Origin of the sequence: Erwinia pyrifoliae DSM 12163 (assembly GCF_000026985.1) — a bacterium.
In the GTDB taxonomy this organism is placed as follows: Bacteria; Pseudomonadota; Gammaproteobacteria; order Enterobacterales; family Enterobacteriaceae; genus Erwinia; species Erwinia pyrifoliae.
The window spans coordinates 1,468,836-1,495,825 of record NC_017390.1; the positions used below are offsets into that span (position 1 = coordinate 1,468,836).

17 protein-coding genes are annotated in these 26,990 nt (G+C 53.3%); 7 read left to right on the forward strand and 10 right to left on the reverse strand.

Annotated elements, in window-relative coordinates; translation table 11 throughout:
- Positions 1 to 5 precede the first annotated feature (5 nt).
- A complete protein-coding gene (gene nuoN / locus EPYR_RS06490; RefSeq protein WP_012667601.1) occupies positions 6 to 1,463 on the forward strand; it encodes an NADH-quinone oxidoreductase subunit NuoN in 1,458 nt (485 codons plus the stop codon).
- A 440-nt stretch (positions 1,464 to 1,903) separates the two neighbouring features.
- On the opposite strand, the gene EPYR_RS06495 is transcribed toward nuoN, so the two are convergent.
- Positions 1,904 to 3,559, reverse strand: a complete 1,656-nt coding sequence (locus EPYR_RS06495) for a glucan biosynthesis protein D (RefSeq protein ID WP_012667602.1) — start codon at positions 3,557 to 3,559, stop codon at positions 1,904 to 1,906.
- Between the two features lie 413 nt (positions 3,560 to 3,972).
- Here EPYR_RS06495 and elaB point away from each other — a divergent pair, with 413 nt between their 5' ends.
- Entirely contained in the window at positions 3,973 to 4,281 is a 309-nt protein-coding gene (gene elaB / locus EPYR_RS06500) for a stress response protein ElaB (RefSeq protein ID WP_012667603.1), read from the forward strand.
- Positions 4,282 to 4,540: 259 nt separating this feature from the next.
- Here the strand turns inward: elaB and kup are convergent, their stop codons facing one another.
- Positions 4,541 to 6,409 (reverse strand): low affinity potassium transporter Kup, encoded by a 1,869-nt coding sequence (kup, locus tag EPYR_RS06505; protein WP_012667604.1) that lies wholly within the window; start codon positions 6,407 to 6,409, stop codon positions 4,541 to 4,543.
- Positions 6,410 to 6,949: 540 nt separating this feature from the next.
- Between kup and EPYR_RS06510 the strand changes: the two genes are divergently transcribed.
- The 3 genes from EPYR_RS06510 (at position 6,950) to EPYR_RS06520 (ending at position 10,914) form a co-directional block, all read left to right on the forward strand.
- Positions 6,950 to 8,371: an alpha,alpha-trehalose-phosphate synthase (UDP-forming) gene (locus EPYR_RS06510; RefSeq protein ID WP_012667606.1), complete on the forward strand. Its 1,422-nt coding sequence runs from the start codon at positions 6,950 to 6,952 to the stop codon at positions 8,369 to 8,371.
- A gap of 62 nt (positions 8,372 to 8,433) precedes the next feature.
- The gene (locus EPYR_RS06515) at positions 8,434 to 9,552 is read left to right on the forward strand and encodes an endonuclease/exonuclease/phosphatase family protein (RefSeq protein ID WP_012667607.1); all 1,119 of its coding nucleotides are present in this window, start codon (positions 8,434 to 8,436) and stop codon (positions 9,550 to 9,552) included.
- Between the two features lie 171 nt (positions 9,553 to 9,723).
- Positions 9,724 to 10,914: a nicotinamide mononucleotide deamidase-related protein YfaY gene (locus tag EPYR_RS06520; RefSeq protein WP_012667608.1), complete on the forward strand. Its 1,191-nt coding sequence runs from the start codon at positions 9,724 to 9,726 to the stop codon at positions 10,912 to 10,914.
- Positions 10,915 to 11,060: 146 nt separating this feature from the next.
- Here EPYR_RS06520 and EPYR_RS06525 read toward each other — a convergent pair whose 3' ends face one another.
- From EPYR_RS06525 to ubiG, 5 genes are all read right to left on the reverse strand, one after another.
- Positions 11,061 to 11,324, reverse strand: coding sequence for a hypothetical protein (locus EPYR_RS06525; protein ID WP_231844233.1), 264 nt, complete (start codon positions 11,322 to 11,324; stop codon positions 11,061 to 11,063).
- A 67-nt stretch (positions 11,325 to 11,391) separates the two neighbouring features.
- Positions 11,392 to 11,652 (reverse strand): class I ribonucleotide reductase maintenance protein YfaE, encoded by a 261-nt coding sequence (yfaE, locus tag EPYR_RS06530; RefSeq protein ID WP_012667609.1) that lies wholly within the window; start codon positions 11,650 to 11,652, stop codon positions 11,392 to 11,394.
- A 2-nt stretch (positions 11,653 to 11,654) separates the two neighbouring features.
- A complete protein-coding gene (gene nrdB, locus EPYR_RS06535; RefSeq protein WP_012667610.1) occupies positions 11,655 to 12,785 on the reverse strand; it encodes a class Ia ribonucleoside-diphosphate reductase subunit beta in 1,131 nt (376 codons plus the stop codon).
- A gap of 51 nt (positions 12,786 to 12,836) precedes the next feature.
- Positions 12,837 to 15,122 carry a class 1a ribonucleoside-diphosphate reductase subunit alpha gene (nrdA, locus tag EPYR_RS06540; RefSeq protein ID WP_012667611.1) on the reverse strand — a complete coding sequence of 762 codons (2,286 nt, stop codon included), beginning with the start codon at positions 15,120 to 15,122 and terminating at the stop codon, positions 12,837 to 12,839.
- Positions 15,123 to 15,612: 490 nt separating this feature from the next.
- Positions 15,613 to 16,344 (reverse strand): bifunctional 2-polyprenyl-6-hydroxyphenol methylase/3-demethylubiquinol 3-O-methyltransferase UbiG, encoded by a 732-nt coding sequence (gene ubiG / locus EPYR_RS06545; protein WP_012667613.1) that lies wholly within the window; start codon positions 16,342 to 16,344, stop codon positions 15,613 to 15,615.
- 192 nt (positions 16,345 to 16,536) lie between these two features.
- Here ubiG and gyrA point away from each other — a divergent pair, with 192 nt between their 5' ends.
- Both gyrA and rcsC read left to right on the forward strand, forming a co-directional pair.
- Positions 16,537 to 19,173, forward strand: a complete 2,637-nt coding sequence (gene gyrA, locus EPYR_RS06550) for a DNA topoisomerase (ATP-hydrolyzing) subunit A (protein ID WP_012667614.1) — start codon at positions 16,537 to 16,539, stop codon at positions 19,171 to 19,173.
- A gap of 419 nt (positions 19,174 to 19,592) precedes the next feature.
- Positions 19,593 to 22,451 carry a two-component system sensor histidine kinase RcsC gene (rcsC, locus tag EPYR_RS06560; RefSeq protein ID WP_071819844.1) on the forward strand — a complete coding sequence of 953 codons (2,859 nt, stop codon included), beginning with the start codon at positions 19,593 to 19,595 and terminating at the stop codon, positions 22,449 to 22,451.
- Between the two features lie 152 nt (positions 22,452 to 22,603).
- Here the strand turns inward: rcsC and rcsB are convergent, their stop codons facing one another.
- From rcsB to EPYR_RS06575, 3 genes are read right to left on the reverse strand one after another with little or no spacing between them, the layout of a single operon-like run.
- Positions 22,604 to 23,251, reverse strand: a complete 648-nt coding sequence (rcsB, locus tag EPYR_RS06565) for a response regulator transcription factor RcsB (protein WP_012667617.1) — start codon at positions 23,249 to 23,251, stop codon at positions 22,604 to 22,606.
- Position 23,252: 1 nt separating this feature from the next.
- Complete coding sequence (rcsD, locus tag EPYR_RS06570; protein ID WP_014538751.1) at positions 23,253 to 25,910, reverse strand: phosphotransferase RcsD; 2,658 nt, start codon at positions 25,908 to 25,910, stop codon at positions 23,253 to 23,255.
- Positions 25,897 to 26,352 carry a hypothetical protein gene (locus EPYR_RS06575; protein WP_012667619.1) on the reverse strand — a complete coding sequence of 152 codons (456 nt, stop codon included), beginning with the start codon at positions 26,350 to 26,352 and terminating at the stop codon, positions 25,897 to 25,899. The genes rcsD and EPYR_RS06575 overlap by 14 nt, the downstream gene beginning before the upstream one ends.
- Positions 26,353 to 26,990 lie beyond the last annotated feature (638 nt).

Consider the following 26,990-nt stretch of genomic DNA (forward strand, 5'->3'; position numbering starts at 1 on the left):
TCGCCATGACAATAACTCCTCAACAATTGATCGCGCTTCTGCCGCTGCTGATCGTCGGATTGACGGTGGTAGTTGTGATGCTGTCCATTGCGTGGCGACGCAACCACTTCGTCAACGCCACGCTTGCCGTCGTCGGTCTTAACCTGGCGCTGTTTTCCTTATACTTCGTCGGCCAGGCAGGGCCAATGGACGTTACCCCGCTGCTGCGGGTAGACGCGTACTCGATGTTCTATACCGGACTGGTTGTCCTCGCCAGCCTCGCGACCTGTACCTTTGCCTATCCGTGGCTGGCAACCTACCCGGATAACCGTGAAGAGTTTTACCTGCTGGTGCTGATTGCCGCTCTCGGCGGCGTGGTGCTGGCCAGTGCCAATCATCTGGCGTCGCTGTTTATCGGTATTGAGCTGATCTCGCTGCCGCTGTTTGGCCTGGTGGGTTACGCCTTCCAGCAAAAGCGTTCGCTGGAAGCGGCGATCAAGTACACCATCCTGTCTGCTGCGGCGTCCTCGTTCCTGCTGTTCGGTATGGCGCTGGTGTATGCGCACGCCGGAAGCCTCGGGTTTAAGGAGCTGGGCAACAGCCTGAATGACGGTCTGATTCATCAGCCCCTGCTGCTGGCCGGACTGGGCCTGATGATCGTCGGCTTTGGCTTTAAGCTGTCGCTGGTGCCGTTCCACCTGTGGACGCCGGATGTTTACCAGGGCGCGCCTGCGCCGGTGTCGACCTTCCTCGCCACCGCCAGTAAAATCGCTATTTTTGGCGTGCTGATGCGCCTGTTTATGTACGCGCCAATGGCCAACAGTGAAGGCGTACGTACCGTACTGGGCATTATCGCCGTGGCGTCGATGCTGTTCGGTAACCTGATGGCGATCTCGCAGAGTAATATCAAACGTCTGCTGGGCTATTCGTCCATTGCCCATCTTGGCTATCTGCTGGTGGCGCTGATTGCGGTGCAATCCCATCAGCTGTCGCTGGAAACCGTGGGTGTTTATCTGGCAGGTTACCTGTTCAGCAGCCTCGGTGCTTTCGGCGTGGTTAGCCTGATGTCCAGCCCGTACCGTGGCCCGGATGCGGAATCGCTCTACTCCTATCGCGGTCTGTTCTGGCATCGCCCGATCCTTGCGGCAGTGATGACGGTGATGATGCTGTCACTGGCGGGTATTCCGATGACGCTGGGCTTTATCGGTAAGTTCTATGTGATTGCGCTCGGCGTGAGCGCGCAGCTGTGGTGGCTGACCGGGGCGGTGGTGCTGGGCAGCGCCATTGGCCTTTACTACTATCTGCGGATGACCGTCAGTCTGTATCTGTCGCCACCTGAGCTGATGCAGCGCGATTCCCCGGCAAACTGGGCGTTCACCGCCGGGGGCGTGGTGGTGCTGATTTCGGCGATCCTGGTGCTGGTACTGGGTATTTACCCGCAGCCGCTGATTTCGCTGGTGAATATGGCGCAGCCGCTGCAATAAGATTAACGCAGCTAATGCATCGTCAGTAATCGGGCTATCAGTAGCCCGATTTTTTTTGCGCGGTTAACCGCGTTTTAAGCACAGGTTAAGCTTTCTGGCGCATTGTAGAAAATGCCTGACGGTGACTAAATGACATCGCGAATGCCATCATGGCGCTGGAACACAATCTCACGGGCGCGGTCTTCAGCTGATACCAGGTGCGTTAGTGTTGTCACGCCCTGTGATGCTGGAGGATAACCTTGCTGAGAGGGTTATTGTTCTGAGTGGGTACACCGGAGCTGAAAGCGCGCCGGGGGCGCTGTGCTGGCCTCTGGCTGGGTATCAGTGCGGTAAGCACTGAATATTGGAAGAGGGTATTTCGCAGCGAAATACCCGTGACTGAAGCGCTTATCCACCCTCATGCAGCAGGAGCCATGCGGCCCCTGCCGATGATGTTGGATTTAGCCGGCGGTCATCACCCGGTCATCAACATATTTGCGCTTATCCGGCGGCGGTGGGAAATACTGATACAGCCAGGTTTCACTCAGCGTTTCATCCTTAGTGCGCAGGAACAGGCGCATATCCACCGGATGCACTGCATCGCCATCAGGATACCAGTCAAACAGGATGCGGTAGCCGTCAATCGGTTCGACGTAGAGGATCTCCACCTGCTTAATGCTGCCTGAAGAAATATTGATCACCGGCTCGATGCCTTTCGGTGCGGCAGCTGTCAAATTACCCCCGACGAAATCCACCGCGAAACGACGCGCCCAGACGGCAGGGTATTGCTCGCCCGGCGCCCAGCCTTCCGGGAAGCCACCCATGCCGGAGCGGGTGGCATTCACCCGCGACAAACCGCTGCGTACCGGCGGCAGTCCGCTCCAGTAGAGCTTGTAGGAGAAACTGTGCTCGCTTCCGGCCTTAATTGCCTCGGCAGGCTGCCAGCAGCAGACGATATTATCCAGCGTTTCGCCCGTGGTCGGGATCTCCATCAGATTGATAGCGCCTTTGCCCCACTTGCCCACCGGTTCGACCCACAGGCTTGGCCGTTTGTTGTACCAGCCAATCACATCCTGATAGCTGTCAAAGTCATGATTGAGCTGCAGCATGCCAAACCCGCGTGGATTTTCGTCCTGATAGGCGTTGTACGTCAGGCGCTGCGGGTTATTGAGCGGACGGCAGATCCATTCGCCGTTACCGGTCCACATCGCCAGGCGATCCGAGTCGTGGATCTGCGGGTGGATGGTATCGCACATGCGGCGTTCAACGGTGCCGCAGCTGAACATGGTGGTCATCGGCGCAATGCCCAGCTGCTGGATATCCTTACGCGCATAGAGATGATTTTCCACCTCCATCACCACGCGTTTTTCTTCGCAGTGAATGGTGAATTTAAATGCGCCGGTGCAGCTGGGGCCATCGAGCAGGGTATAAACCACAAATGTGGTATCATCCGCTTTTGGCGTTTCAAACCAGAAAGCGGTAAAGTCCGGGAACTCTTCCTTGCCATTGCTGAAGGTATCGATCGACACACCACGCGCAGACAGGCCGTACTGAAAGGTTTCATCCACTGCCCGGAAGTAGCTGGCTCCGAGGAAAGAGACGATATCGCGTTTGGCCAGTTCCGGTTTCTTAAACGCGCGGAAACCGGCAAAGCCGAGATCGGTTTTGCCTTCCAGCTGTTTGGTATCAACATGGGCATCGTTATAGTTGAACAGCTGCGGGCGGAAGTGGATCTCACGCGCCTCGCGGCTCTCCCCGTCAACGGAGAACATACGGATACGGCGTTTGAAGCCCATGCCAACGTGGAAGAACTGGACGTCAAGCTGGCGGTCGCTGCCATTCCACAGCGAGTGGTTAGCATCGTACTGGATTTCGTTATAGGCCTGTGGGGTCAGCGTTGCCAGAGTTTCTGGTAACGGAGCGGGCGCTCCGCCATAAGCTTTACCCGCCATGCCGGCGGCCATTTTTTTAAGCACGTCAAAATCAAATCGCTTTGCGCTGCCGTCGGCAATCCCGTCTTCCGCCCAAGCAGCCTGGGAGAATAACGTGGATAGCCCGGACATCCCACTTAAGGTCGCGAATGCCATTGACGCTTTCATAAACATTCTTCGATTCATGCCGGAAATCATTTCCTCTGGTAGAACGGAGTTTGTAGTGGTCGCTACGCCTTTCATTTTTCAGGTGGGTTGGGTTATTGAAACTCACTCGCACCGGCTAAATCACCGCGATCCGGCATCCTGAAATCCGTCGGGCATATTCACATTCGCTCAACCGGATTTTGCCCGGTTACAGGGAGTTACGACACCAAACCTGATGAATAATTCGATCCAGCCAAAATTTATCAGATTAATCTAATCAGCGCAGAAATTTCGACTGTTTGTCCATTCTGCGACTTGATTTTGTACCGTTCTTTTAGCAGTCGATGGTAAATTTGTCGGGGATTACAGCCAATTGCTGACCTTTGTCAGGCAAAACGGCAAAAACTGTCTATAGTTAGTCGACATACTTTTATTCGCCCACGGAGGAACAAATGGCTACTAAGAATGAATCACAAGATACCCGCCTTGATGACGACCTGGCTCTGCTGGCAGAAACGCTGGAGTCGGTGTTGAAATCGTCCGGCGACTCGGCCGATGAGAAGTACATTGAGCTTAAAGCTAAAGCGGAAAAATCACTTAATGAAGTTAAATCTCGCCTTGGCAGCGCGTCTGATTCTTACTACGCACGAGCGAAACAGGCCGCGTGCTGCGCGGATGATTACATCCATGATAAGCCCTGGCATGGCGTAGGCGTTGGTGCCACGCTGGGCCTGGTTATCGGCTTACTGCTGCGCCGTTAATGTCGTTGGTTAACACAGACGCCCGGTTGGGCGTCTGCTCTACGTCCGCCTGTTATTTCCCCGTCCGATTCTCACGTTAATCTTCTTCCGCTTTGACCGCCTGCGTCACCAGTAGAACTGACCAGACGATAAAACCAGTTTGGAAAACCGCCAACCGGCATCATTGTGGCCTCGGCCATCGTTCTGCGGGCAAAGCGTATTCGGGCAGGGCAATCCGGAGCAGACAAAAGCTCCGGATTGGGGGGATTGCAGGCAGCGATCAGAACTCTTTCTGCCCACCCAGCTCAATCACCCTGTTAGGGGGGATCATAAACTGTGCGTGAGCGCGCAGTGCGTTGCGCTGGAAGAAGTGGAATATTCCACCGCTTATGCGTGCCAGACCTTTCCTTTTTTTCATCACTAAGGTGTCGTGCGACGTGAAGAAGGAGGCTTCGTTGACCGTACATCCAAATCCTTCCAGTCCACAGAGGTGGAGAATATCCTGCATCGAAGGCACTTCCTGCCAGCCATAGGAGGCAACGATCTGCCAGAAGGAGGGGGACAGCTGCCGCAGAGTTATGCGCTGCTGGTTATGCACCCTTGGCGTGTCACAGGTCCTGATATGCAGCAGGACAACACGTTCATGCAGCACCCGGTTATGCTTCAGGTTATGCAGCAACGCCTGCGGAATTTCGTGTTCTTTCCTGGTCATGAAGATGGCCGTACCTTCGACCCGCTTGGGAGGTAACTTCTCCAGCGAGCGAACCAAGGCATTGAGTCCTTCGGCATTATCAGTCAGGCGACGAATAATCTTAGAGCGCTCAGAACTCCAGATGTACATCAGAACCAGCATAACCAGCGCCATCAGCACCGGAACCCATCCTCCGGACAGCAGTTTGCGCAGGTTAGCGCCGAACAACGGAACGTCGACGGCCAGCAAGCAAAGGATAAAAGGAACCGAGGCGATTAAAGGCCACTTCCAGTTTTTCACTGCAACCACCCCGGCCAGACAGGATGTCAGCACCATCGTGCCGGTGACCACAATGCCGTAGGCAGACGACAAGGAAGAAGAGTGCTGGAAAGCCAGAATAACCGCAGTGACTGCGGCAAACAGCAGCCAGTTAACCACCGGAATGTAGATCTGGCCCGATTCCGTGGCGGAGGTAAACACAATGCGAACCGGGGGCAAAAAGCCCTGGCGTATTGCCTGCTGGGTCAGGGTGAAAATACCGGTAATGATCGACTGGGCCGCAATAACGGTTGCCAGCGTGGAAAGAACGATTAACGGGATCTGCGCCCACTGCGGTGCCAGCAGGTAGAAGGGGTTCCTGGCGGTGGCGGTATCTGCCAGAACCAGTGCTCCCTGGCCGAAGTAGTTCAGCACCAGCGCCGGCATTGCCAGAACCAGCCAGGCCAGCCTGATTGGGCGCTTACCCAAATGCCCCATATCAGCGTATAACGCCTCAGCACCGGTTACGGCCAGCACGACCATCCCCAGCGCGGCGAGAGAAATCGCTTGATTACTTAACAGGAATTCCAGCGCAAATGCCGGATTAAGCGCATGCAGTATAGCGGGGTTCATCAGTATTCCCCTGATACCCATGGCGGCGAGCGTGATAAACCAGACCACCATGACCGGCCCGAATACCCGGCTGACCTTTTCAGTTCCGTGTTTCTGAATGATAAAAAGCACAGTCAGGATGACGACCGACAGCGGGACGATAAAACGGTCAAGAGCCGGCGCAACAACCTCAATGCCCTCAACAGCGGACAGCACCGAAATAGCCGGGGTGATAATGCCATCACCGTAGAAAAAGGCACCGCCCGTCAGTCCGGCCAGCACGATCAACCGTGAGGCACGGCTACCCACCTTCTGTCGCGCAAGCGACATCAGCGTAAGAATACCGCCTTCACCATCATGGTCGGCACGCATAACAAAGCAAACGTACTTCACCGTTACGATAAGCGTAAGTCCCCAGAAAATCAGGGAAAGGAACCCCATCACGGCCACTTCATTCATGCCGCCGTCAGGTAGTATGGACAGGCATTCTTTAAGGGTATAAAGCGGGCTGGTTCCGATATCACCAAATACGATGCCCGCTGCCGCCAGCATGGCCGTGGGCAAGGGTTGTTTATCTGAAGTTTTCATTTACCGGTCTTATTGTGAGTTAAGTATGACGACATCTGATTCTCAACTGGCCCCCCTGAACGTTCGGTAGAGTGCGGCCGATAAGCTATTCGTATTGCCGCTCTGGTTTCAGGATAGTGCCGAGAGACGCTGTAACAGCATACATAAGTACAATATTATTTACGTGATTTATAGATTTATGGCAAAATTTTTACGCCTTTTTTACACCAAAAGCAGTTTAATGCCTGGCACTAATGATATCTGAACCCTCAATCGGGAAAGCCATGAACACTGATATCCCCTCCACTGGCGCAGCGCGTATAACAGCCAATTTTCTGCGCTGTTTAGTGTGCAACATGCAGGATAAAACCCTGTTTCACGCTCGGATGCCAGAACAGCATTTTGCGTTGGAACCCGGTTTTTTGGCGTCATCACTGAATAATTGCTCCCAACGTGACAGCGAGGTGTGAAACAAGCGGCATACGATTGAAGATGTCAGCTCCCGTGCGTATTCACTCCGTCTTATTTCATCTGCCTGCGTTGTAACAAGAGGTAAGCCTGATGTCTGGTTTAATCCTGGTATCACTCAATCAGTCCGGTCACTCAACCCTTTCCACGATTTATGCGGGTATTCTGGCACGCCGCAAAGGGACGTGGATCAGCTGGGACGGCACAAGGGAAACAGCCCGGGCAGACGCCTTACGCCAGCTAACCTCCCGCTGCGACAGTGACTTTAACACCCTGACATTCCCATTGACTGATGATGAATACGAACAGGGCTATCACGGTTATGTACATAAAGGGATGTGGCCAGTATTCCACCAGCGGGCCGATTTGGCCCACTTCACCGCTGTATATCTCGTTCAATATCAGAGTCTTAATAAAGCCTATGCCCGTGCGGTGACAGAATGCGCCGGTCCGGATGATGATATCTGGATACAGGATTATCACCTGATACCCTGTGTAAGACTGCTCCGCGATGCTGGCCTGAATAATCCCGTTGGCTTTTTCCTGCATCAGCCCTTTCCCCCAGGGCTGGGTATCGAAGCCATTCCCGAGTGGCAGTGGTTGGCCGAATCATTGCTTTGCTGCGATCTGATCGGTTTTCAGACGCAGCGTGATATGAACAGTTTTCTGCTGTGGATTGAATCAACTTTCCGCGCCGAGCGGATTGCTCCCACCGCCTTCAAGGTTCGTGGCCGTACGATTAGCATTGGCGTATTTCCCGCCGGCATCGATACCCGTGACGCGTTGACGTTGAGCGAAAGCGAAGGATGCAGCACCATTGAGCAGCAGTGCCGGGACACATTGCCAGAAAGTATCATCCTCAGCGGCGGGCATCTCGATGACAGTGCCGGGTTGCCTTACCGCATCAGCGCGATGGAGGCGCTTTTGCAGGCGCACCCTCAATATACGGGTAACGCCACGTTGCTGCAGTTAGCCTCACCGGCGGCGGGCCATTCGTGCCTGTCGCGGGACATTAGCCATCACCTGGAAAGCCTGTGTGGTGGAATGAATGGCGCGCACGGCACGCTGAACTGGTACCCGGTGAGCTGCCTGACCACGTCTTATAGCCGTGAGCAGCAGGCCGGAATATACCGCGCAGCACGGGTGGCGCTGGTTACGCCGCTGGTTGCGGGCATGAGCCTGATGGCCAAGATGTATATTGCCCTGCAGGACCCGGACGACCCGGGGGTTCTGGTTCTGTCAAAGTTTGCCGGCGCGGCAGAGCAGATGAAGGAAGCGATGATTGTTAACCCTTACGATCCGCAGGAGATAGCCGAAGCCATACATTCCGCCTTGCATCTTCCTCTGGCGGAACGCCGTAAACGGCACGGGCGTCTGTTAAGACAGCTTACCCTTCACGATAGTCATTGGTGGGCAGAGGCATTTTTGTCGCGCTTGCACCAAACAAAACGGGGCGAGCCAGACTGGCACGGTGAAAAACATCTTCCTTCGCCCGTCACCTATGGCAAAACGTGATATTGACTGGCCGGATAAGGCTGCACAGCACCGTTTTTAACCGTTATTAAAGGATAGATGACATGGTATTTTTGACATTTCTTACGCTGGCGCTGGTGCTGTTAACCCTCGCCCCACTTCTGCATTATCAAGCCTGGTGGATACGCGTTTGGGACTTCCCCCGGTTGCAGCTGGCCATTATTGCGGCGTGCATGATGCTGGTCTGCCTTTGTTTCAGCAGCCAGCACGGCTGGGCGCTGTTGCTGGCACTGATTAATGCTGGCTGTGCCGCTTATCAATGCAGGTGGATCTACCCCTATACGTCTTTCAGCCCAAAGCAGGTCAAGGATCACCGTGGTTATAGCGATGCTCCCCGTTTACGGGTGATGGTGTCGAATGTCCTCACTCCCAACAGACAGGCACCACGGCTATTGGCTCAGGTGCAGGCGGAGCAGCCAGATGTACTGATTGCGCTGGAAACGGATCGCTGGTGGCAATCGCAGCTGGACGTGCTGTCAGCAGACTATCCTTACAGCCTGAAATGCCCACAGGATAATCTCTATGGTATGCACGTTTACTCGCGCCTGCCGCTAAAAGATGCCGAAATTCAGTATCTGGTCGATGATGAAATTCCTTCGATGCATATGCTGGTTCAACTGGATGAACAGACTGATGTCCGGCTGCACTGTGTGCACCCGATGCCGCCCAGCCCGACGGAGAGCGACGAATCGACAGACCGGGATGCCGAACTGGTGATGGTGGGTAAAAGCGTGGCATCGGCGGCGCAACCGGTCATTGTTACCGGCGATCTTAATGATGTTGCCTGGTCACGCACCACTCAGCTGTTTTTGAAAATCAGTGGCCTGCTTGACCCGCGCCGTGGCCGGGGAATGTTCTGTACTTTCCATGCGGGCTATCCCTTCTTACGTTGGCCGCTGGATCACGTTTTCCACAGTCAACATTTTGTTCTGGCAGGCATTCGTCGTTTGCAAAATATGGGATCGGACCATTTTCCTATTCTTATCGATCTGGTCTACGCACCGCTCAAAGGTCAACAGCAGGAAAGCCTTGAAAAAGATGCCGCAGACGAAGCCGATGCGCAGGAGATAATGGCGGCAACGGAATCCACGGCTGACGAGGTGCATGTACCCGGTGAGCCAGACAAAATGCCTCCTGGGAATGTGACGGGCGCGACGGACTGACCCCCGTTCAGCGACGGTCCGGTGATTCTGCACCCCGCCCGGCCCACCCGCGCGGGGTGTAAAACGATGAGTAATTCTCCGGCAGAAACTGATTCCATTAGTTAAAATTGAATTGTGTTTCTGACTTGCGCTTCATACAGTGTGAAGAATGGCTTATATCCGGAGATAAAAATGATCAGAGTGGAAATGCTCGCGACAGGCGATGAAGTACTGCACGGGCAGATCGTCGATAGCAATGCGGCCTGGCTGGCCGCGCTGCTGTTGGAGCAGGGCTTAGCGATGACGCGCCGTCAGACGGTGGGTGACAGTCTGGAAGAGCTGGTCGCGGTACTGACCGAACGCAGTCAGGTGGCTGATGTATTAATCGTTAACGGCGGTCTCGGGCCGACCAGTGACGATCTCAGTGCGCTGGCGGCCGCCACTGCCGCTGGCGTGGCGCTGGAATTTCAGCCCGAATGGCTGACGAAAATGGAAGCGTTCTTTGCCAGCCGTGGCAAAGTGATGGCGGCCAGCAATCGCAAGCAGGCTGAAATCCCACAGGGTGCGGAAATGATCGATAACCCGGTTGGCACCGCGTGCGGCTTTGCCATGCAGCTGAACCGCTGTTGGATATTCTTCACTCCCGGCGTGCCATCCGAATATAAGGTGATGGTGACGGATCAAATCCTGCCACGTCTGAAAGCGCGTTACGCGCTGCCGCACCCCCCACTGTGTTTACGCATGACCACCTTTGGCCGTGGCGAGAGCGACCTGGCTTCAGCCATTGAAGCGTTAACGCTGCCGGAAGGCGTGGTGATGGGCTATCGCGCCTCAATGCCCATCATCGAACTGAAGCTGAATGGGCCGGTGGAAAAGCGTGCTGAAATGGAACGGTTCTGGCAGCAGGTGCGGGAAATCGCCAGCGACAGCGTCATTTTTGAAGGGCTGGAAACGCTGCCTGAACAGCTGGCGCGGCGTTTAAAAGAGCACAAGCTGCTGCTGTCGGTCAGTGAACAATTCAGCGCCGGTTTGCTACAGTGGCAGCTCCATTCAGCAGGAGCCGCGCTGGCCGCAGGCAATGTGCTGCCCGCCCAGGCCGAGACGCTTGGCTTACTGGCGGCGCGCAGTCAGCAGTTGGCCAACAAGCATCATGCCCATCTGGCGCTGGTGGTCGGAGCAATGGAAGACCAGCGTTTGGGCCTTGCGCTGCATACGCCGGAAGGAACGTTCGCGCAGAAAGTGAAGTTCGGCGTCAGCCGTCACGGGCTGAAAGCACGTCAGGATATGGTTGCCATGCTGGCGATGAATATGCTGCGCCGCTGGCTGAATGGTCAGACGGTCACCAGCGGGCACGGCTGGATTGAGGTGGTGGAAACCCTGTAGTCCGTAGTCCAGTCAGAGGAAGCTGACGCCTGCTTAACGGGGTTTGGCTTCCTGCTGTGAAAGTCGATGCACTTGATGAGTGGGTTATCTCAGTCAGGCGCATCTGCCCGGCTTAACGAAGTATCTCTGACTGAAAGTTTTTAGCTTCACTGATAAGAAGCGAGTACACCTTCAAAATAACCCTTAGCAAAGGCAGCCTGAACGCTTTTGTGCCTTACAGTACCTGCCTGACTATTTGGTAATGTAGTGTAATCAATATTCAGGAACTGAGCCTTAGAACGCCCTTGTTCGAAACCCTTTTCATAAGCACAACCCGCACACTTATGTCGGCCATTAAACTTACTTTGATCGTATGGGAGACTGCCAAAATCAGGGGAGTAACGATGTTGTAGCCGGCAAGTCATATTCATCTCCTGTGTAATCTGATTGATAAATCTGCTTAAGTTTTATCGGCTTACCTTATAAAGAGGCCATTACTTACAGCTCGATCTCAATATCACCGCTGGCCTGGCAGCAGCAGGGTAGAATTTCCCCTGCCTGCACAAAGGCCAGCGGTTTAGTGCTGTAACAGACTTCACCTTTTAACAGACGGGTTCGGCAGGAGCCGCAATAGCCTTCCCGGCACTGATATTCCACGCACACGCGGTGCGACTCCAGTGCAGCCAGCAGGGAAGGGTGCTCGTCATGGCATTCAAGCTGCATACCGGAAGCACGCAGCGTAATGGTCGAACGTGCCATGGTTACAGCTGGAAATCGCTGAGGTCATCAGCGTTGACTTCGGAGTCAATCTGCCCGACCAGGTAAGAACTGACTTCCACTTCCTGTGGTGCGACCTGCACGTTATCTGAAACCAGCCAGGAGTTAATCCACGGGATGGGGTTCGAGCGCGTTTTGAACGGCAGATCCAGACCCACGGCATTCATGCGGATATTGGTAATGTATTCAATGTACTGACACAGAATGTCTTTATTCAGGCCAATCATCGAACCGCCGCTGAACAGGTACTCGGCCCACTCTTTTTCCTGTTCTGCTGCCAGCACGAACAGGTCATAACACTCCTGGCGACACTCTTTGGCGATTTCCGCCATTTCCGGGTCATCCACACCGCTGCGCAGCAGGTTGAGCATATGCTGAGTGCCGGTCAGGTGCAGCGCCTCATCGCGGGCGATTAGCTTGATTATCTTGGCATTACCCTCCATCAGCTCGCGCTCGGCAAAGGCAAAGGAGCAGGCGAAGCTGACATAAAAGCGGATCGCCTCCAGCGCATTGACGCTCATCAGGCAGATATAGAGCTGTTTTTTCAGCGCGCGCAGGTTAACGGTGACGGTTTTGCCATTGACCTGGTGCGTTCCTTCACCCAGCAGATGCCAGTAGCTGGTCATCTCAATCAGATCGTCGTAGTAGCCGGAAATATCTTTGGCGCGCGACAGGATCTGTTCGTTGGTGACGATATCGTCAAACACCAACGCCGGATCGTTCACGATATTGCGGATGATATGGGTATAGGAACGTGAGTGGATCGTTTCGGAAAACGCCCAGGTTTCAACCCAGGTTTCCAGTTCTGGAATAGAGATCAGCGGCAGCAGCGCCACGTTCGGGCTGCGCCCCTGAATCGAGTCCAACAGCGTCTGGTATTTCAGATTGCTGATAAATATGTGTTTTTCGTGCTCCGGCAGCGCCTGGTAGTCAATGCGATCGCGCGAGACGTCAACTTCTTCCGGACGCCAGAAGAAGGAAAGCTGCTTTTCGATTAGTTTCTCGAAGATATCGTATTTTTGCTGGTCGAAGCGCGCAACGTTAACCGACTGACCGAAGAACATCGGTTCCAACAGCTGGTCATTTTTATTCTGCGAAAACGTGGTGTAAGCCATGATTCATTCCAAAAAACGGGGGAGCAGGCACGCCTGCCCCCGGGATAAAGGTTAGATTTTGCAGGCACCGCTTTCGCAGCCGTCATCTTGAATAGAGGGTACGAGGTCGTCCTGTGAATCTTCTGCTCCATCACGGGTGTTCTGGTAATAGAGCGTTTTTACGCCGAATTTATAGGCGGTGAGCAAATCTTTCAGCAGCTGTTTCATCGGCACGCGACCGTTAGCGAAGCGGGTCGGATCGTAGTTGGTGTTCGACGAAATGGCCTGGTCGACAAACTTCTGCATTACGCCAACCAGCTGCAAATAGCCGTCGTTATTCGGCATATCCCACAGCAGCTCATAGTTATCCTTCAGGCGTTCGTACTCCGGCACCACCTGGCGCAGAATACCGTCTTTAGAGGCTTTAATGCTGATATGGCCGCGCGGAGGTTCAATGCCGTTAGTGGCGTTAGAAATTTGTGAAGAGGTTTCTGACGGCATCAGAGCAGACAGCGTGGAGTTACGCAGACCGTGGTTTTTCACTGACTCACGCAGACCTTCCCAGTCGAGCAATAGCGGGGTATTACAGATGGCATCCAGATCTTTTTTGTAGGTATCAATCGGCATAATACCCTGAGCGTAAGTGGTTTCTGCAAACCACGGGCAGGCACCCTGTTCGATTGCCAGCTCGTTGGAGGCTTTCAGCAGCCAGTACTGAATGGCTTCAAATGTCTGATGTGTCAGGATGTTGGCGCTGCCGTCAGAGTAACGTACGCCATGCTTCGCCAGATAGTAGGCGAAGTTGATCACGCCGATACCCAGGGTACGACGTCCCATTGCACCCCGTTTGGCCGCCGGGATGGGGTAATCCTGGTAGTCGAGCAGTGCATCGAGCGCACGAACCGCCAGCGTTGCCAGCTCCTGCAAATCGTCCAGGCTCTCGATGGCACCAAGGTTAAACGCAGAAAGCGTACAAAGCGCGATTTCACCGTTTTCGTCGTTCACATCCTGCATTGGCTTGGTAGGTAACGCAATTTCCAGGCACAGGTTCGACTGACGCACCGGGGCGATGGCCGGATCAAACGGGCTGTGAGTATTGCAGTGGTCAACGTTCTGAATATAGATGCGACCGGTCGAAGCGCGTTCCTGCATCATCAGGGAGAACAGATCGACGGCCTTCACGCGCAGCTTGCGGATGCTGTCGTCTTTTTCATATTGGGTATACAGGCGTTCAAACTCGTTCTGGTCGGCGAAGAACGCATCGTACAGGCCCGGCACGTCCGACGGACTGAACAGGGTAATGTCTTCGCCTTTCAGCAGGCGTTGATACATGACTTTGTTCAGCTGAACCCCGTAGTCCATATGTCGTACGCGGTTACCTTCCACGCCACGGTTGTTCTTCAGTACCAGCAGGCTTTCCACTTCCCTGTGCCACATGGGGTAGAACAGCGTAGCCGCGCCACCGCGCACGCCGCCCTGAGAGCAGGATTTCACCGCCGTCTGGAAGTGTTTGTAGAACGGAATACAGCCGGTGTGGAAGGCCTCACCGCCACGGATCGGGCTGCCCAGGGCGCGAATACGGCCAGCGTTAATGCCGATACCGGCACGCTGGGAAACGTACTTTACAATGGCGCTGGAAGTGGCATTGATAGAGTCCAGACTGTCGCCGCACTCAATCAGCACGCAGGAGCTGAACTGACGCGTAGGGGTGCGTACACCGGACATGATCGGCGTTGGCAACGAAATTTTGAAGGTTGAAATCGCATCATAGAAGCGCTTGACGTAATCCAGGCGGGTGGCGCGCGGGTAACCGGAGAACAGGCAGGCGGCCACCAGGATATACAGGAACTGGGCGCTTTCATAAATATCACCGCTGACGCGGTTCTGCACCAGATACTTGCCTTCCAGCTGCTTCACGGCGGCATAGGAGAAGTTCATATCGCGCCAGTGGTCAATAAAGCCGTCCATCTGCTCAAACTCTTCGGCGCTGTAGTCCGTTAACAGGTGCGGGTCATATTTACCCATTTCCACCATGCGCGTCACCTGGTCAATCAATTTTGGCGGCTCAAACTGGCCGTAGGCTTTTTTGCGCAGATGGAAAATGGCCAGGCGTGCGGCCATATATTGATAATCAGGCGCATCGCGAGAGATCAAATCAGCGGCTGACTTGATGATGGTTTCATGGATATCAGAAGTGCGGATACCTTCGTAGAACTGGATATGCGAACGCAGTTCAACCTGAGAGACGGAGACGTTTTGCAGATCTTCGGCAGCCCAGTCGAGAACACGGTGGATTTTATCGAGATCGATACGCTCGGTGCGGCCATCGCGTTTGGTTACAAGCAGACTCTGATTCATGTCGCGTTTTACCTGTCCTTAACAAATAATCCCCACGCTTATACACAGGTGGCTCTTTGTGAGTAACTCTGTGGATAAACACTACATATAGGGGGTGAGAGATGTTTTAACAACAATATAGTGAGTATTCTAGTAACTTCCACGCGGTTAACAAGGCTTGATTTTCGTTTAAAAGTGGGAGTGCCAGGCCGGCTTTTTTCCTAAGTCCGCGTTTCTCAAGGCCATGTGTCGTTGTCAATGGGGTAAGAATATTTTTAGTTTTTTGACCAGGCGCGGGTTTCTTGTTCAGCTGTGCAACCGGCAACTTTACTTTGCCGGAAAAGTGCGCGCGCTGAAAGCGCCTTACCGCCAGCAACAGCATGACGTATAAATACGGGCGGGTTAGGTAAGGGGTAAAACGAAAATACGTTGAAATAGCCAGTATTTGATAAGCGCCAGTGAGATTTCACCAGGCGGAAGCGCCCCCGCCTGATGAAGATAACAGGAAGAATTAACCTGTAACAGCGCGGTGCGTATGCACCATATAGTTAACGTCGACGCCGGGTGCCAGCTTGAAACGGTTGGTCAGGGGATTATAGTGCAGGCCAATAATATGACGTTCACGCAGCGGTGTTTCATCCACCCAGTTAAGCAGTTCGCCCGGACGAATAAACTTTTTAATGTCATGCGTACCGCGTGGCACCATGCGCAGCACGTACTCTGCGCCGATAATCGCCATCAGCCAGGATTTGCTGTTGCGGTTAAGGGTAGAGAAAAATACCTCGCCACCGGGTTTGACCAGCTGTGCACAGGCATGAACGACGGAACGCGGGTCCGGTACATGCTCCAGCATCTCCATACAGGTGACCACGTCATACTGCCCGGCAAACTGAGCGGCGTGCTCTTCTACCGTTTGCTGGACGTAATCAATGGTCACGCCGCTTTCAAGCGCGTGCAGACGCGCAACCTGCAACGGCTCTGCGCCCATATCCAGCCCGGTCACGTTCGCGCCTTCACGCGCCATGCTTTCGGAAAGAATGCCACCGCCGCAGCCGACATCCAGCACCTTCTTGCCAAACAGGCCGTTAGCGTGTTGCGCTATCCAGTTGAGACGCAGCGGATTGATCCGGTGCAGCGGTTTAAATTCACCTTCCAGATCCCACCAGCGTGACGCGACGGCTTCAAATTTGGCGATTTCACTGTTGTCAACATTGTACGCGTCTGTATTTTGTTCTGTTTTCATGGGGGTATCACTCCAGCCAAAGTTGGTTGCAGTATACATCTTAACGCTTTGTGATGGGCAGAGCAGCGCTAAGCTAATCATGCAGAAAGTAATTAAGCGCCTGCAGCCATGCTTTCCATTCACCACCAGGACGCAATGTGATATACTTTCGCACCTTTGAATCCGGGATTAAATAGTAAGGAAAGCGCGTCCATGAGCGACCTCGCCCGCGAAATTACACCGGTCAATATCGAAGAAGAGTTAAAGAACTCCTATCTGGATTATGCAATGTCGGTCATCGTTGGCCGTGCGCTGCCAGATGTCCGTGATGGCTTAAAGCCGGTTCACCGCCGAGTGCTTTTCGCTATGAACGTGCTCGGTAACGACTGGAACAAAGCTTATAAAAAATCCGCCCGTGTCGTCGGCGACGTTATCGGTAAATATCACCCCCACGGCGACAGCGCCGTCTATGACACCATTGTACGTATGGCGCAGCCATTCTCGCTGCGCTATATGCTGGTCGATGGCCAGGGTAACTTTGGTTCCGTCGATGGCGACTCCGCCGCAGCGATGCGTTACACCGAAGTGCGCATGTCCAAAATCGCTCACGAACTGCTGGCGGATTTGGAAAAAGAGACCGTTGATTTTGTACCGAACTATGATGGCACCGAACAGATCCCTGAAGTGATGCCCACCCGCATCCCGAACCTGCTGATTAACGGTTCTTCAGGCATCGCCGTGGGCATGGCGACCAACATTCCGCCGCACAACATCACCGAAGTGATCAACGGCTGCCTGGCCTACATCGCCGACGAAAATATTACCGTCGAAGGCTTGATGGAGCATATACCCGGCCCGGATTTCCCCACCGCCGCCATCATCAACGGTCGTCGCGGCATTGAAGAAGCCTACCGTACCGGGCGTGGCAAAATTTATATCCGCGCCCGTGGTGAAGTTGAAGTGGATGCTAAAACCGGCCGCGAAACCATCATCGTGCATGAAATTCCCTATCAGGTTAACAAAGCGCGACTGATTGAGAAAATCGCCGAGCTGGTGAAAGAGAAGCGTCTGGAAGGCATCAGCGCCCTGCGCGATGAGTCCGACAAAGACGGTATGCGCATCGTGATTGAAGTCAAACGCGATGCGGTGGGTGAGGTGGTGCTGAACAACCTCTACTCGCTGACGCAGCTGCAGACCTCTTTTGGTATTAATATGGTGGCACTGCATCAGGGCCAGCCGAAGATCATGCCGCTGAAGGATATTCTTGAAGCCTTCGTGCGTCATCGCCGGGAAGTCATCACCCGCCGTACCATTTTCGAACTGCGCAAAGCGCGTGACCGCGCCCACATCCTTGAAGCGCTGGCCGTGGCACTGGCCAATATCGACCCGATTATCGAGCTGATCCGTGCCGCACCAACGCCTGCGGAAGCGAAAGCGGGCCTGATTGCCCGTCCGTGGGTGCTGGGTAACGTTTCTGCCATGCTGGAGCGTGCGGGCGACAACGCCGCGCGTCCGGAGTGGCTGGAAGACCAGTACGGCATTCGCGACGGGCAGTATTATCTGACCGAGCAGCAGGCCCAGGCGATCCTCGATTTACGCCTGCAAAAACTGACCGGCCTTGAGCACGAAAAACTGCTTGATGAGTACAAAGAGCTGTTGACGCAGATTGCCGAACTGCTGCGTATTCTGGGCAGTTCAGAGCGTCTGATGGAAGTGATCCGCGAAGAGTTGGAGCTGATCCGCGATCAGTTCGGTGACAAACGGCGTACCGAAATCACCGCCAACACGGCCGATATCAATATCGAAGACCTGATCAACCAGGAAGATGTGGTGGTCACCCTGTCGCACCAGGGCTATGTTAAGTATCAGCCATTGTCTGATTACGAAGCGCAGCGCCGTGGTGGTAAAGGCAAGTCGGCAGCGCGAATCAAAGAAGAAGACTTTATTGACCGCCTGCTGGTGGCCAACACCCATGACACGATTCTGTGCTTCTCCAGCCGGGGCCGTTTGTACTGGATGAAGGTTTACCAGCTGCCGGAAGCAAGCCGTGGTGCGCGTGGGCGTCCTATTGTCAACCTGCTGCCGCTGGAAGCCAACGAGCGTATCACTGCCATTCTGCCGGTGCGTGAATATGCTGAAGGCTGGAACATCTTTATGGCGACCGCCAGCGGAACGGTGAAGAAAACCGCTCTGACTGACTTCAGCCGCCCGCGCAGCGCCGGTATTATTGCCGTCAACCTGCGTGATGACGATGAACTGATCGGCGTTTCGCTGACTAGCGGTAGCGATGAAGCGATGTTGTTCTCTGCCGCTGGTAAAGTGGTGCGATTCGCGGAGAGCGCGGTGCGTACTATGGGCCGTACCGCCTCCGGGGTGCGCGGTATCAAGCTGGCCGAAGGCGACCGCGTGGTATCGCTGATCGTGCCGCGTGATGATGGCGCTATCATGACCGTGACGCAAAACGGCTACGGCAAACGTACGGCTAACGTCGAATATCCGACCAAGTCGCGTGCGACTCAGGGGGTTATCTCGATCAAGGTGACCGAACGTAACGGGCCGGTGATCGGTGCGGTACAGGTGGTCGACGGCGATCAGATCATGATGATCACCGATGCGGGTACGCTGGTGCGTACCCGCGTGTCCGAGGTCAGCGTGGTGGGGCGTAATACCCAGGGCGTTATCCTTATCCGTACTGCCGAAGATGAAAACGTAGTAGGTCTGCAACGCGTGGCCGAACCGGTTGCCGAAGAAGAACTCGACGCTATCGACGGCAGCGCTGCGGAAGGGGACGATGAGATCGCCCCTGAAGTGGACACCGATGACCAGGCGCCAGAAGCCGACGACGAATAATCGTTCAATGCCAGTCCATATAGCAGAGCCGGTTCTTTTGAACCGGCTTTTTTTATCGCTAAATGTGGCCAAACAAGATGCGAATATCCCTGTTGGTGCCATGAGGCAAGGGGCAGAGGGTTTCTGCCGCAATTCCCTATTGGCGCATCAAGGTAGTTTGCGCACGCTAAGTTGGGGTCAGCAGACGGCGATTGAGGTGATGGAAAGGATTGGTTTTAAGAGCAAAGCTAACGTTAACCGCGAGTGATGGCGCATAACCGGAAAACGTCCTCTCAGTAGCACGAACGCCTGGGAATAAGATGAAAGCGGAGACAATATCTGCGGGGGATGGCCGGGATAACTGGCTTTTTTTGCCTCCTGACGCTACTGTATCGGCACTTATTTATCTCTTGTCCGCTATGGCTGCCAGTGGGTTTCGCTTGAAATATCCTGTCTCTTTCCGCACAACGTTAAAGATCTCCCGCTATTTGTTCCGCATTCTTGCACTGATGCTGTGGACGCTGGGAGCGTTATTGACGGTCTTTTATATTAATAATTTATTACGGGAAAGAGAATCTCAGGTTCGGCATGATTTCACCGCCAGCTACCAGCAGGCTCAGTGGTATGTCCGCCACTCGGTGGATGTGATGCGAGAGATGAAATTTATTGCTGACAACCACCTGAATGCTTCAGGGAACAGCGGCAATCAGTCGGGCGGCGATCGGCATTCCGGCACGCTCTTGCAGCCGCAGATCGACCCGCTGTATGCCGCATCTGAATGTAATTCGATGCGTCATACTTTGTACAACACTCTGAGTTCGTTCGGTTATTTTCTTGACTATTGGAGAGATAACTTCGCTTCTTACACCCGCCTTAACAGGGTGGTTTTTGTTGGCGAAGAGGATCAGTGCCTGGCAAGCTTCGATCTGGCGTCGACGCCAGCAGACCGTAGCAGAATGATGAAAGTGTTGCGTGAGCGGATTTCCCTCTATCGTGATGGCTCTAAAGAAGAGCGCAAAAATAACCTGTCGTGGGTCGCTCCGACGGTGCAGCCGGGCGTGGGTTACTACTACATGATCACGCCGGTCTATCTCACCAGTAAGGTCACTGCGCTGCTGGGTATTGAGCAGAGTATCCGCATAGAAGATCTGATGATGCCCGGCAGCCTGCCGATGACGGCAATGCTGGTCGATCAGAACAACAGGCGTATCCTTTCTACAGAGCAGGGTGCAGTGAGCTTCTCAGCAGATGACCTGCCCGGTGATGCCGCATGGTTTGGCTATATTTCGGGTTATAGCCAGCTGATAATGAAAAAGAAGCTGCCGTCCTCTTCGCTCAGCGTGGTTTATGCCGTCTCGACCAGCGCAATGATTGACAGGCTGAAAATGCTGATGGTTAATTCCGTCCTGCTCAATCTGATCAGCGCTATCCTTATGTTTATTTTTGCCCGCATGTTTGAGCGGAGAATGTTCCTGCCTGCTGAAGAGAATGCTTACCGCCTGGAAGAACAGGAGCAATTTAACCGCAAAATCGTGGCTTCGGCGCCGGTTGGGATTTGCATTCTGCGCACCAGTGACGGCACCAATATTCTTAGTAACGAGCTGGCGCATAACTATCTGACTTTGCTGACACAGGAGGACAGACTGCGCCTGACCGAAATGATCTGCGGCCAACAGGTCAATTTTGTTGATGTTCTGACCGGCAGTAATACCAACCTGCAAATCAGCTTTGTCCATTCACGCTATCGTAACGAGAACGTAGCAATTTGCGTATTGGTTGATGTCAGCGCACGCGTGAAAATGGAACAGTCTCTGCACGAGATTGCCCAAGAGGCAGAGCAGGCAAGCCAGTCTAAATCCATGTTCCTGGCGACCGTCAGCCACGAATTACGCACCCCGCTGTACGGGATCATTGGTAACCTCGACCTGTTAAAAACCAAAGCGCTGCCAGCGGGTGCCGATTCGCTGGTGACGGCGATGAACAACTCTTCCAGCCTGCTACTGAAAATTATCAGCGATATTCTTGATTTCTCTAAAATTGAGTCGGAACAACTGAAGATTGAACCACGGGAATTCTCACCGCGAGAAGTGATAGCTCATATCACCGCGAATTATCTGGCGATGGTAGTAAAAAAACGCCTCACGCTGTGGTGCTTTATTGACAGCGATGTGCCGGTTGCACTGGATGGTGACCCGATGCGTTTGCAGCAGGTCATTTCTAACCTGCTCAATAACGCCATCAAATTTACGCATACTGGCGGTATTATCCTGCAGGCTTATGTTAAAGGCGACTATCTGGCTTTTCGCGTACGCGACAGCGGGGTAGGGATACCGGCGAAGGAAATTACGCGCCTGTTTGATCCTTTTTTCCAGGTCGGCAGCGGCGTGCAGCGTCATTTTCAGGGCACCGGGCTGGGATTGGCGATCTGCGAAAAACTGATGAACATGATGGATGGTGATATTGAGGTGGAGTCTGAGCCGGGCATGGGGAGTCAGTTTATCGTCCGCATTCCGCTCTATAACAGCCGGGTGGTGACGCTGGAGCCGCGTGATGGCCTGCAGGATAAGCAGTGCTGGCTTCAGCTGCGTCATGCTACCCTGGCCACTTTCCTCAGCCGCGTATTGCATGAACAAGGAATGCAGGTTCAGGACTATGCCGGTCAGGCGGCGGTTGACGACATCATTATTACCGATCATGAGTTCCAGCCGCTACAAAGCGTGCGTGCGGTGATTCGCTTTGACGGGCGTCATAACGACGCGCCAAGAGAGCTGGTACCAGGGCGCTGGATCTGTGCAACCACCACCCCTAATGAACTGCCTCTGCTGTTAGGGCGCATCTATCGGGTCGAGGTGGCAGTGCCTGAAGGCATACAGGCGGTACTGACGAAAGCCGGGGAAAACGTCGGAAACGACGATATTCTCATCCTGGTGGTAGACGACCATCCAATCAACCGCATGCTGTTGTCCGATCAGCTTGGATCGCTGGGCTACCGGGTGAAAACCGCTCAGGATGGCATTGATGCACTCAACGTGATCGGCCGCAACGAGATTGATATTGTACTGACCGATGTCAATATGCCGAATATGGATGGCTATCTTCTCACGCAGCGCCTGCGCGAACTGGGGCAGACCTTCCCGGTGATAGGCGTAACGGCCAATGCATTAGCGGAAGAGAAACAGCGCTGTATCGAAGCAGGAATGGACAATTGTCTGTCCAAACCGGTCACGATGGAAACATTGCAGCAGGCATTGTCATTTTATGCCGGGCGGGTCAGAAAGAGCCGTGAAAGCGTTGAGTAACAGGCGGAGCACAGGGTGGGTAACAGTCAACCCGCCGTAAGACGGCGGGTTGTCAAGAAATCAGGGCCGCCTTATTACGGCGTATGACCCTTTCAGAGAGCGAGTTCGATTTTCGATAATGTCGCTACGGCAAATTTGGCGTGGACAACACCTTACTTATCAATCGGCATCATGCTCACCGATGACAGATAGTTTAGCAAAGCAATATCATTATCTACGCCTAATTTCATCATCGCCGATTTTTTCTGACTGCTGATGGTTTTAATGCTGCGGTTAAGCTTTTTGGCAATTTCGGTCACCAGGAAACCTTCGGCAAACAGGCGCAGAACTTCGCTCTCTTTTGGTGACAGGCGTTTATCACCGTAACCACCCGCGCTGATTTTCTCCAGCAGTTTCGCCACGCTTTCCGGGGTATACTTTTTGCCTTTCTGCAGGGCTGCCAGTGCCTTAGGCAGGTCAGTTGGTGCACCCTGCTTCAGCACGATGCCTTCGATATCAAGATCCAGTACGGCGCTGAGAATGGCCGGGTTGTTGTTCATGGTCAGAACAATGATCGACAGGTCAGGATAATGGCGTTTGATATATTTGATCAGCGTGATGCCATCGCCATATTTTTCGCCAGGCATAGAGAGGTCGGTGACCAGCACGTTAGCATCGAGCTTGGACAGGCTGTTAATTAACGCCGTAGAATCTTCAAACTCGCCAACCACATTGACCCACTCAATTTGTTCGAGTGACTTACGAATGCCGAACAGAACAATAGGATGGTCGTCGGCAATAATGACATTCAGATTATTCATATTATTGGTTACCTTGCTGCAGGAGATCTTTGACATAAGTGTCAACTTCACTGGTGGTATTTTTAATGTTAGTTTCATCACAATGTTGAATGTGACGCTCTAAAGTTTCACAAAGCTGCTTGCCGGGTAATAAATTTAACATGGCAAACACACCTTTCAGACGATGTGCGGTCTGCGCCAGCGTACTGTAATCCCTGTCTGCAGCTTCATTATACAGTCTCTTGATATCATCTGGTACTGTCTCAATAAAAAGCTGCAGGTAGCCACTGGCAAATAGTTGAGCAGTGTCCTGCTGCTCGACGCCATCATCAGCCAGCTCATCCTGCGCCAGCTGTTGTTCAATCAGCATCAGCAACGCATCCTGCATTGCGCTACTGATATTGAAATTTACCCGATACTGGTTTCCAGTTAACGCTGTAAAACCGGGTTCATCATCCGTGACCAGAAGTGACCACGGGGTTAAATGCTCTGGTTCGTCGGTGATCAGAACATCGTGCAGCTGACCGGAGAAGCGCTCATCGGGAGTGATGCAGCTGGCCCCCCAGTTTTCTAACTGGCGTATGACGATTTTACGTACGTCCTCAACGGTAATATCAATCAGCGCATTAACCCCGTCTAATAGCTTCTCTTCATAATCCTGCTGTGGCTCCAGCGGAGCCTGAATTTCGATGCTATAGCGCGTGCCAATGTCCGGACGGGCGCCAATCTCCAGGCGCCCCCCCAGCTGTTTACACAGTTGCTTACACAGGAAAAAAGCCATTCCCGACGCCTGACCGTAACGATCCTGATGAGTATCACCGAGAAATGGAAATTCCGCGTTGGCCATTTCTTCAGCGGATAGCCCTGCTCCCGTATCTACAATCTCAATCAGTAACCGGTCGAGGCGATCGGTTGGAGAGGTGACGGTGACGCTTATCCGCCCCCAGTTGGTCGTGGTGACGGCATAATGCAGCAATGTAGAGAGGATTTTTGCTAAGGCTTTGCGATCGCCAAAGCGCGTTTCATCGCTGTTGAGATGATTGGAAATGGTCAGCGACAAACCCTTACGGCGAATCATCGGCAGGATTTCGCCCGCCCGCTCATCCAGCAGGGATTGCAGTTTGAAACTGCTGGCATCCGGCGTCCAGTCAAAGGTCTCCAACTGGTTAAGCAAAACGATATCGTCAACCAGACGGCTCAGGGCCTGAGAGGCTTCCAGAGAAGCGTCCAGCTGCTCAGATTCTTGCTCGTGGCCGAGCAGCTGTAAATTGGCAATCACAGCATGTAGCGGTCGCTGCAAAGCCTGGCCCAGATGCTGTAGCAATTGCTGGCGCGACTGGTGATTTTTATCTAATACCTGCTGGGCTTTTTGCAGCTTTTTATTGACCAGTAATTCCCGGTCCTGGTCGCGCATCATAAACAGCTGGGTATGCGGTGACAGCTCGCTGCGCGCATGGCGGATTTCGTAGACCTCGTTATTGACCGTAGCCTGCAAAACGCCCTGATGTTGATCGGACATATTGATAATTTTTTGCAGGTTAAGATGAGGCAACAGATGGTCGGCAATTTTATTACTGATGAGGGTACGGTTATTGACAAAATCATACACCATTAGCCCGAGGGGTAGCCTGCCGACTATTTCTTCATTGAGCAGACGTGCAGCTTCAAGCTCTGTGCTCAGGTTTTCACTCGGGCGCAAAGACTGCTGGCGCAGCAGGAACAAACCCGACAGCGACAGTAATAATAGGCTCAGATTAGCCAGTAGCGGCCAAAGCAAGTTATGCAGGGTATCTGCCACCAGGCGGGTGATCGGGACGCGGTAAATAAGCTGAAGTGGAGTACCGGGCAGGGCGGCAGTAATGCCAATATTCGGATTCATCCAACTGATATGCGTGCTGGCCCCCAGATTATCTCCGTCTTCAGGAAGCGGGGCAGCATCCTGCTTCAACTGGAAATTATCCAGCGGCAAATTGCGCTGAATAATGTCATTTACCGGCAGATCAAAAGCGACCACCGTAGCCAGATGGCCTGGCTGATTGAAGGTGGTGCGCACGGTAAAATAGTGATCGTTCTGCCAGGAAAAGCGACGTAATGGTGAAAAGCTCTCGCGCTCATCCAGCGCGTTGGCCATCTGGAGCATTTCCGCTCGTCGGGCCTCAACGATATTGCTAATGGCATTATCTTTGTCGCGTGTTGCCATATCTTTCAGCGGGAGAGTGGAAATGAGGATCAGGCTGTTATCCTGGCCATTGAGAAAATACATTGACCAGGTGCTGTTTTCCGCCCCCCAAAGCGTATCAAGGTAACCGGACATGCGCTGCGTCATATCCAGCGCGGTAGTTTCATGCGGGCCAAAAATCAGGGCTTCTGTTTTGCGCCGGGTTTTTTCCACATAATAAACATCCGGGTGCAGAGGAGTTTCCTGCAAATTGCTGTTCATCGCCGTACCCACAGCGTTGGCCGCCAGATTTTCGTATATCTGCCAGGCGGCCAAACGGTAGGTATCAATGCGTTTCTGCATGGCATGAGTGATATCTTCTACAGCATAACGCTTTTCCGTTAACCAGGTGTTGACCGCATTATGGATCATAAATCCGGTGGCCAGCAGCTGCAGCAGGATAAACACCACAAAAAAGCGTGTTACATTGCCGGAAGTTAGCGGAAATTTATATGGCAACATGCTGTAAAACCCCAATTACCTTGTCAATAGTCGGGCGTTGGCCGCCCCAACTAAAAGCAGCCTTGCCGTGGTGCTGAACGGCAAAGTGCGGCGGGCAAAAAAAAAGATAAATCCGACCAAAATGGGGCCAGTCAGAATACCCGTATACTATGATTGTAATGATCGAAATGGTGAGATTTGACGGCATTTCATGGCGCTTCACCACCGCATCGGGCAAGGCTGGCAGCGCGTTATCTGCACCAAAAATCATCAGGGCGTGAACCCGTCGACAGGCAGCAGACAGGGTGGCTGACAGAAATAGCAGCAGCCTGACACGGCCGTTGGCAATAGCGCGGTTACAGACACAATCGCCTGGTAGCTTGCCGATGTCAGCAAATAACAATACTGCGCGTGGCGCATGTTCGGTCACCAGTGATCCACTCACAAAAAACGGTACGTCCATTTTATACATTTATCCATTTGCGTGTCATGTAATCAGTGCCAACTTCTATCACAAGTACGACCAGTTAAAAAGAAAATCCCTTAGTTGAAGAGGCATTAGTTCAACCCTGTGAGTTGTGGTAGCTTAATACCCCAAATAATTCTTCTTGTTTATCGGAATATTCCTTTAAAGGCACTTTGTTTATCGCTGTCTGGATGACATTACCTTATGGAAACTGACCCAGGCATGTGAGCAAAAAGGGAAAAGTGCTTGATCCTTGCGCCTTTAACCTACGATGATTGCGGGCAGGATTAAACATGGCCTTCCGGCTGAAGCAACGCGGCTACACTCTCCTGATGCGCATCCGGCACCACTTAAACGCCTGTGAGTGCTTAACTTGTATTAAGTGGGCATAAACTCCCGGGAAACTGGGTGCATGTTTTAGAGCGAGCCAACGTCATCACTGTGCATGGCCCTTCTCTGGCGGTGGCGTTTATCCCGCTGCGCGGCATTAACCCTGTAAAGCTTTTAATACGCCAATGCATAAGTTCAGCCCGATCTTTTTTTCGTCTTCATATAGAAGCGGAAGCAGGTAAGAGTTAATTAGGCTTAAAAATAGCCGCTGCAGTGATGCGTTTTTCTAATAATAGGGTATATTT

Excerpts from the sequence above, each read along its gene's own strand:
- nuoN (WP_012667601.1), top strand. The coding sequence starts at position 6 with ATGACAATAACTCCTCAACAATTGATCGCGCTTCTGCCGCTGCTGATC.
- EPYR_RS06495 (WP_012667602.1), bottom strand. The coding sequence starts at position 3,559 with ATGAATCGAAGAATGTTTATGAAAGCGTCAATGGCATTCGCGACCTTA.
- elaB (WP_012667603.1), top strand. The coding sequence starts at position 3,973 with ATGGCTACTAAGAATGAATCACAAGATACCCGCCTTGATGACGACCTG.
- kup (WP_012667604.1), bottom strand. The coding sequence starts at position 6,409 with ATGAAAACTTCAGATAAACAACCCTTGCCCACGGCCATGCTGGCGGCA.
- EPYR_RS06510 (WP_012667606.1), top strand. The coding sequence starts at position 6,950 with ATGTCTGGTTTAATCCTGGTATCACTCAATCAGTCCGGTCACTCAACC.
- EPYR_RS06515 (WP_012667607.1), top strand. The coding sequence starts at position 8,434 with ATGGTATTTTTGACATTTCTTACGCTGGCGCTGGTGCTGTTAACCCTC.
- EPYR_RS06520 (WP_012667608.1), top strand. The coding sequence starts at position 9,724 with ATGATCAGAGTGGAAATGCTCGCGACAGGCGATGAAGTACTGCACGGG.
- EPYR_RS06525 (WP_231844233.1), bottom strand. The coding sequence starts at position 11,324 with ATGAATATGACTTGCCGGCTACAACATCGTTACTCCCCTGATTTTGGC.
- yfaE (WP_012667609.1), bottom strand. The coding sequence starts at position 11,652 with ATGGCACGTTCGACCATTACGCTGCGTGCTTCCGGTATGCAGCTTGAA.
- nrdB (WP_012667610.1), bottom strand. The coding sequence starts at position 12,785 with ATGGCTTACACCACGTTTTCGCAGAATAAAAATGACCAGCTGTTGGAA.
- nrdA (WP_012667611.1), bottom strand. The coding sequence starts at position 15,122 with ATGAATCAGAGTCTGCTTGTAACCAAACGCGATGGCCGCACCGAGCGT.
- ubiG (WP_012667613.1), bottom strand. The coding sequence starts at position 16,344 with ATGAAAACAGAACAAAATACAGACGCGTACAATGTTGACAACAGTGAA.
- gyrA (WP_012667614.1), top strand. The coding sequence starts at position 16,537 with ATGAGCGACCTCGCCCGCGAAATTACACCGGTCAATATCGAAGAAGAG.
- rcsB (WP_012667617.1), bottom strand. The coding sequence starts at position 23,251 with ATGAATAATCTGAATGTCATTATTGCCGACGACCATCCTATTGTTCTG.
- rcsD (WP_014538751.1), bottom strand. The coding sequence starts at position 25,910 with ATGTTGCCATATAAATTTCCGCTAACTTCCGGCAATGTAACACGCTTT.
- EPYR_RS06575 (WP_012667619.1), bottom strand. The coding sequence starts at position 26,352 with ATGGACGTACCGTTTTTTGTGAGTGGATCACTGGTGACCGAACATGCG.